At 53.7% G+C, this 6,852-nt stretch carries 6 protein-coding genes; 3 read left to right on the top strand and 3 right to left on the bottom strand.

The window, feature by feature from the left end:
• Positions 1-1,677, top strand: a 1,677-nt coding sequence (locus tag IGR76_17395) for a phosphoribosylformylglycinamidine synthase II (GenBank protein MBF2080235.1), incomplete at its 5' end; no start/stop codon positions are given.
• 276 nt (positions 1,678-1,953) lie between these two features.
• Entirely contained in the window at positions 1,954-3,480 is a 1,527-nt protein-coding gene (locus IGR76_17390) for an amidophosphoribosyltransferase (GenBank protein ID MBF2080234.1), read from the top strand.
• A gap of 182 nt (positions 3,481-3,662) precedes the next feature.
• Here IGR76_17390 and IGR76_17385 read toward each other — a convergent pair whose 3' ends face one another.
• The 3 genes from IGR76_17385 to IGR76_17375 form a co-directional block, all read right to left on the bottom strand.
• Complete coding sequence (locus IGR76_17385) at positions 3,663-3,899, bottom strand: muconolactone Delta-isomerase family protein (GenBank protein MBF2080233.1); 237 nt, start codon at positions 3,897-3,899, stop codon at positions 3,663-3,665.
• A 315-nt stretch (positions 3,900-4,214) separates the two neighbouring features.
• On the bottom strand, positions 4,215-4,853 hold the full coding sequence (locus IGR76_17380) for a TenA family protein (protein ID MBF2080232.1): 639 nt from the start codon (positions 4,851-4,853) through the stop codon (positions 4,215-4,217).
• A gap of 152 nt (positions 4,854-5,005) precedes the next feature.
• Positions 5,006-6,010, bottom strand: a complete 1,005-nt coding sequence (locus IGR76_17375; GenBank protein MBF2080231.1) for a phosphoribulokinase — start codon at positions 6,008-6,010, stop codon at positions 5,006-5,008.
• Between the two features lie 546 nt (positions 6,011-6,556).
• On the opposite strand from IGR76_17375, the gene IGR76_17370 reads away from it, so the two are divergent.
• The gene (locus tag IGR76_17370; protein MBF2080230.1) at positions 6,557-6,787 is read left to right on the top strand and encodes a hypothetical protein; all 231 of its coding nucleotides are present in this window, start codon (positions 6,557-6,559) and stop codon (positions 6,785-6,787) included.
• Positions 6,788-6,852: the final 65 nt, after the last annotated feature.

Genomic DNA, 6,852 nt, shown 5'->3' with positions numbered 1-6,852 from the left:
GCCAGCGCGGAATTGACCGATGAATCAATGGACGATCGCCCAGCGGTGCAGGTTGGCGATCCGTTCCTGGAAAAATCGCTAATTGAGGCGTGTCTAGAAGCGTTTAACACCGGAGCGGTGGCTGCTGCCCAAGATATGGGAGCCGCAGGCATCACCTGTTCAACTGCGGAGATGGCGGCAAAAGGCGGCGTCGGCATTGAGCTAGACCTGGATAAGATTCCGGTGCGGGAAACGGGCATGGTTCCCTACGAGTATCTGCTGTCGGAGTCCCAGGAGCGGATGCTGTTTGTGGCGCACAAGGGACGGGAGCAAGAGTTAGTTGATATCTTTGAGCGGTGGGGACTCCATGCGGTCGTGGCGGGACAGGTGATCGCTGACCCGATTGTGCGGATTTTGCATCAAGGGGCGATCGCCGCTGAAATTCCCGCGACGGCTCTGGCGGATGATACACCGATTTATCATCGGGATCTTTTGGCAGAGCCTCCCACCTATGCTCAAGCGGCGTGGGCGTGGTCAGAATCGAGCCTACCTGCCTGTACGGTTCAGGGAATTGAACAAGCAACCTGGACAGACATCCTCATGCAGCTTTTGGGAACTCCCACGATCGCCTCGAAGCAATGGGTGTATCGGCAGTACGACCATCAGGTGCAAAACAACACCGTGATCGTTCCCGGTGGCGCTGATGCGGCAGTGGTGCGCCTCCGTCCCCAGGAGATGACCCAATCGGGTTCGCTGGAACGCTTCCGACGGGGGATTGCGGCCACCGTGGACTGCAATTCTCGCTATGTGTACCTGAATCCCTACGAAGGGGCAAAAGCTGCCGTAGCAGAGGCCGCTCGGAATCTAAGCTGCGTGGGGGCAGAACCGTTAGCCGTTACGGACAACCTTAACTTTGGCAGTCCCGAAAAGCCGATTGGCTACTGGCAACTGGCGGAAGCGTGTCGGGGGTTAGCGGAAGCCTGCGAGGTGTTTTCCACTCCGGTCACGGGGGGGAACGTTTCGCTGTACAACGAAACCCTGGATAGCGACGGCACGCCCCAGGCCATTTATCCTACGCCCGTGGTTGGTATGGTCGGACTTGTAGACGACATTAACCAAACCTGCGGTCAGGGCTGGCGATCGCCCGGAGATTTCATCTACCTCCTCGGAACTCCTGTTGGTGAACGCTCTCCCCTTGTCACCCTGGCTGGCTCGGAATATCTGGCAGCAGTGCATCACACCGTGGCTGGACAACCGCCCCAAGTAGATATGGAGCTGGAAAAAGCGGTACAAGCTGCCTGCCGTCATGGGATTCGTCAGGGCTGGATTCAGTCAGCTCACGATTCCGCTGAGGGGGGTCTGGCAGTGGCGATCGCCGAATCCTGCATTAGCGGTAACTTGGGCGCAATCCTTACCCTACCCCTGTCCTCCGCTTCACCGGGCCTCCGCTGGGATCGGGTGCTGTTTGGCGAAGGTGGGGCGCGAATTATGGTTTCCGTAACGCCGAACGCCGTTGAAACCTGGGAATCCTATCTGCAAGAGACCTTGGGATCAAATTGGCAGAAATTAGGGCAGGTCACCTCTGCGACCGATCCGTTGCGATGCATCACGGCTGACCAACAGGACATCTTCTCCGCTAGCATAGAGGCGATGCGCGATCGCTGGCAGTTTGCCATTGCGCGTCAACTCGAGTCCTAGGCGTGATTCTCTAACGATGGCACAGTGCGATTCTGGCTGGAAAATCGTTGCGCGATTGCCCCTTCGCGTTTTTCCGGAGATCGAGTTTCCCAACGTGTCCCCAACTTCCTTGCAGCCCTACCTCGGCCCAACGCGATCGCGGTTTGGAAACCATATCGGTAGAGTATGCTATGGGTGGGCTTGTTAAGGTTTTGTTAAAAACTGGCTAAGCTTAATACGTAGCCCCCACCGCTCACTGTCGATACTGATCCTCGCTAACGTCAATCGTTTTTACCCATGATGCCAAGTTCTCCTGACCACTCGTCTACGTCTGCTGATTTCCCTTCTCACCCGGTCTGTGCGTCGGTGGACGGCGATCGCCCGGATAAACCAGAAGAAGCCTGCGGTGTGTTTGGCGTCTATGCGCCGGAGGAGGAGGTCGCCAAGTTAACCTACTTTGGTCTTTACGCACTCCAGCATCGGGGACAAGAATCCGCCGGAATCGCTACGTTTGACGGTAAAACTGTGCATCTCCATAAAGAGATGGGGCTGGTCTCCCAAGTCTTCAACCCTGAAATCTTAGAAGGACTGCCCGGTTCCCATGCGGTCGGCCACACCCGCTATTCCACAACGGGATCGAGCCGGGTGGTGAATGCTCAGCCTGCCGTAGTTGAAACCCGGTTGGGGCCTCTGGCCTTGGCTCATAATGGCAACTTGGTGAACACGGCAGAACTGCGGGATGCCCTGCTTCAGTCCAACTTCAATCTAGTGACCACCACAGACTCGGAAATGATTGCCCTGGCGATCGCCGAAGAGGTGAATGCGGGTAAAGACTGGCTAGAAGGAACCATAGCGGCATTGAAACGCTGCAAGGGAGCCTTTAGTTTAACCATTGCCACTCCCGAAGGAGTAATGGGTGTTCGCGATCCCAATGGCATTCGTCCGCTCGTGATCGGCAAGCTCGAAGATGAAGATACCCAGCAAACTCGCTACGTGTTCTCCTCGGAAACCTGCGGGTTAGACATTATCTACGCCGAATATGTGCGTGATGTGAATCCAGGTGAGCTCGTCTGGATCGATGATAACGATTTATCGTCAGTGCAATGGGCATCTCCTGCGCGGAAACTGTGCATTTTTGAAATGATTTACTTTGCCCGTCCCGATAGCATCATGCATGACGAAAGTTTATACAGCTATCGATTACGCATTGGCAAGCAGCTTGCATTGGAAGCCCCAGCAGACGTAGATCTGGTCATGGGCGTTCCGGATTCCGGAATTCCGGCAGCAATCGGTTTTTCAGAGGCATCGGGAATTCGCTTTGCGGAGGGGCTAATCAAGAATCGTTACGTGGGTCGTACCTTTATTCAGCCCACCCAGCATATGCGCGAAGCGGGCATCCGCATGAAGCTCAATCCGCTGAGAGATGTCCTCAACGGCAAACGCATTTTAATCGTGGATGACTCGATTGTCCGGGGCAATACTAGCCGGAAATTGGTAAATGCACTTCGGGATGCTGGGGCAGTGGAAGTTCACATGCGGATTTCATCGCCGCCAGTGACTCACCCTTGCTTCTACGGCATTGATACCGATACCCAGGATCAGCTCATTGCCGCCACCCATTCTGTGGAGGAAATTGCGGCTCAGCTTGGCGTAGATTCCTTGGCCTATCTAAGCTGGAAAGGCATGCTAGAAGCGACACAAGTGGACACTAACGGCTTCTGCTCCGCCTGCTTTACAGGAGATTACCCCATTCCCCTATCGGAATCGGTACGTCGCTCCAAACTCATGCTGGAGAAGCTACCCACGATTCCAGCCCCGATCTAACCATCCCAACTGCTGGTATGGCCGTCCTGGCTAGGTGGGCTGGAGTCTGGACTAAATCGCACCGCGATAGGCAAACTAGTCCAACCTCCAGTAAAGTGATGACGCGTTTACTACAGCCGCGCCTTCACATCCGCTGCAAAATCCTCATAGCGGCGCAGGGGTGTCACGTCTACCTGAACGTGCTACCCATGCTCCTGCATGATCGGCAGATCCAGCAAAATTTGATCCAGTATATCCGGACTATCCACATCCACCACAGCAACGACCCGCCAACTGCCCACACACTTCCACAGATCAACCACCACTCCGTCCTGCTTGGCCTGCAATGCAGCATCGGCTTCTCGCGCCCAAGTCGAGAACAGTTCCTTTGGGGTCATTGCCGCCGGATACTCAACCCGGAAATCCAGTAAGTACAACATAGCGGTGCCTTTTCCTAATCCGTGAACGTTGGAGACAACCGCAAGCGCAACGCAAGGGAGACGGATCGCAGTGAGGGGCGATCGCGCCCTTCAAACCGCATTTAAACCACAAGTTGTCCTTGACTGGGGCCTGGAGTATCCCATTGTAGTGTTTACAACTATCCTACGCAGTAACAATTTATGTAGGTTATACCAATTTCAAAAATTCCGGCTACCCATGAAAGGCTGACATCCCTGATGTAGCAACGCATTTATAACTCAAAACTGAGCATTTCTCCTGCGGAGACGCTGCGCGAACAAAACTCAGAATTGGTATTACGACGCAGCACCCCCATCCCACGCTGACTGGAAGAAGTCGAGTTCACATTCCATCGCATAGCGATAGGTGGTTTGGGTGAGGGGCGTAAGTTGACTATAGCGATCGCCCAACTGAGCCAGTTGATCCGCTAGGGCGTAGAATTCAGGACTGGAATAGGTGCGAATCCAATCGCCATAGGTATGGACGGGAATTCCGGAAGCGGCGAGTTTTTCGCCCAAAAATGCGTAGAGCTTCATGCAGGGCAGCATGGCGGCAGTCGTGACCCCCACATCCTGGCTCCAGGCGGTTGCGAGAAGGAAATCGGTATAGCGTCGCGTCGCGGCTGACGGTGAAACGTTCTGGAGATCGACATCCCACTGCGCCGCATACTGCTGATGCAGCTTTAATTCGTCAAAAACGCCGCTGGCCAGGTTATGGAAGATCGAAAATCCGTCGGGATCAGGAGACTTAGCGGCGGCAATGCTATAGGCACGGGCAAATGCCTCTAGAAAAAAGGCATCTTGACCTACATAGTGGGCAAAGCGAGATTTTGACAAGGTGCCATCGGCTAAACCCTGCACAAACGGATTTTGGAGGCAGGCGATCGCCAAATTTTGATTTTCATCCCAAAGGCGTTGGGCGATAGAGTGTGACATTTCTCTTCTAATGCTGAACGCAGTAAAAAACCCTGAATCCTGAACGGGAATGGTCAGAAACCAGGGTGTTACCTTAAAAACTAACAGACTTCACTAGATTAGAGGTGGTGGCTCAGAAGGGGCGATCGCCCCTTGCTGACCAGGGATAAATCCTAAACCTTAGCCGCGAGTTCCTCGGTCTTAGCAGTCAAACGCTCGTAGGTTGTCCGCATCTTCAGACCCACAAGCACCTGGAACAGACCGCTACCATTGTTAGAACCGGGATAGTCCTTGTGCTTGAGCAGAAGCTCGGTCACCTCGCCGTAGTACTTCGCAGAGGTGTTGCTGAGGTGATTCTCGATGTAGATGACCTCTTCGAGGTTGTCGAACTGCCCATCCACCTCAAGGACGGATACTTCATTCCCGTAGTAGGAATCGGGGCCGTAGAACATCCGAATGCCAGGATAGGAGCAGGTGAGCTTACGACCGCAGGGAATCCAGTCAATGGTGGAACCTTCATCGAAGAGATAGACGGGCTCGAATCCTGCGACGCCCTCCTTCTGGATCAGGCGAACCCGCAGAACTTTGCGCTCCTGATCGTTAGGGATGAGATTGGTGGGCAGAATTTGAATGACCACATCTGCGTACTGCTTCTGAACGTCAATGTAGGCTTCAAAGTCAGGACGACGCGCGTTGATCGATGCGATAACGTCCTCGTAGCGGTGCCCCCGCTCTGCCATGTCCCGCTGAATCTTCCACGCCACCTTCACCTCGTCGCTGATGTCGAGGTAAACGCTAAAGTCGAGGAGCGATCGCACCCGCTCATCGTACATGGGGTGCAAGCCCTCGATGACGACGACAGGAGACGGGGTAATCGTCTCCGGCGGATCGATCATGCCAGTTTCATGGTTATAAATTGGCTTCTGGATAGTTTGGCCGTCCTTAAGAGCTTTGATTTGCTCATACATCAAATCAAAGTTGTTGGCTTTCGGGTTCAACGCCGTAACGCCAGCTTCTTTGCGCTGCTTACGGTCAAGGCTGTGATAGTCGTCCAGACAGATGACCGTCATCATCTCTTCGCCAAACAGGTCGGCAAGTCGCCGTAGGAAGGTTGATTTACCGCATCCTGAGTCACCTGCGACGCCAATGAGAACCACACGATCTGGCTTGCTGCTCATAAATATCCTCTAACGCGAAATAAAACAGTTTGCTTAAGCTTTCAAATTCAGTCAAGGTCGTTCCTCGCTAGAGGAGCGCCTATAGCCTGCCAATTCATGACCCTAAAGCATCTGACAAAATGACACCCGCAGGCCAAACCCGGAAGAGATACTAATGGCACACGGCAACCAGTCCCCTTCCGGCTCCCAAATCGCTTCAGCGAGCTATGGAACAACCCAAAGACCAGCTTTGGCGGGATCGATAGGTATTTAAGCTTACCAACTTCAGTAAATCCTATCAGAACGTGATATCAACTCACAAGGTTTCCTGTGAGTAAAACCATCCCAACGGTATTACCTGAATTTGGGTGTGAATCCCAGATCAAGTCCGGTTATTCCCAAGCGTATGATTTGATCCCCATTACCATGCTAAAGGGAATTGGGTATTTAGAAAAAGTAAACTTCCCCGCCCACAAGGGGACGGGGCTTTCAATCTAGCTCAACCCTTGCAAAGTGCAAGAGAGCACTGATTGTTCAGGCTGCATACTGATAGAACGCCCAGTTGTGATGCTGTCTGCGTTGCTCAGACCCTTTGACTATGGCACGTTGTCGAATTCCAGTCAGGTCTTCAAACGCAATCGCGGCATTGAGCGATTTAGCCTCATCGACCAGTGGACGGCTAATGGTGTGATTCAACCACTGCTGAAAGCGTCGCTCTCTCCCAGAGAGCCGTTTCAAGAGGCGCTTTGCCCCCTTCGTGCCTTTGGATTGCAGCGATGCCCTGACTTTAGCTTTTAGACGGGAAGCCCCGCGATGTACCTGAAAGGTCAGCGTCGGGATGAGAGGCGCGTGAGTTGAGGTAC

It is taken from the genome of Synechococcales cyanobacterium T60_A2020_003, assembly GCA_015272205.1.
Taxonomy (GTDB): Bacteria; Cyanobacteriota; Cyanobacteriia; order RECH01; family RECH01; genus JACYMB01.
The sequence above is the reverse complement of the archived record's forward strand: the minus strand, read 5'-3'. Positions and strand labels throughout refer to the sequence as shown.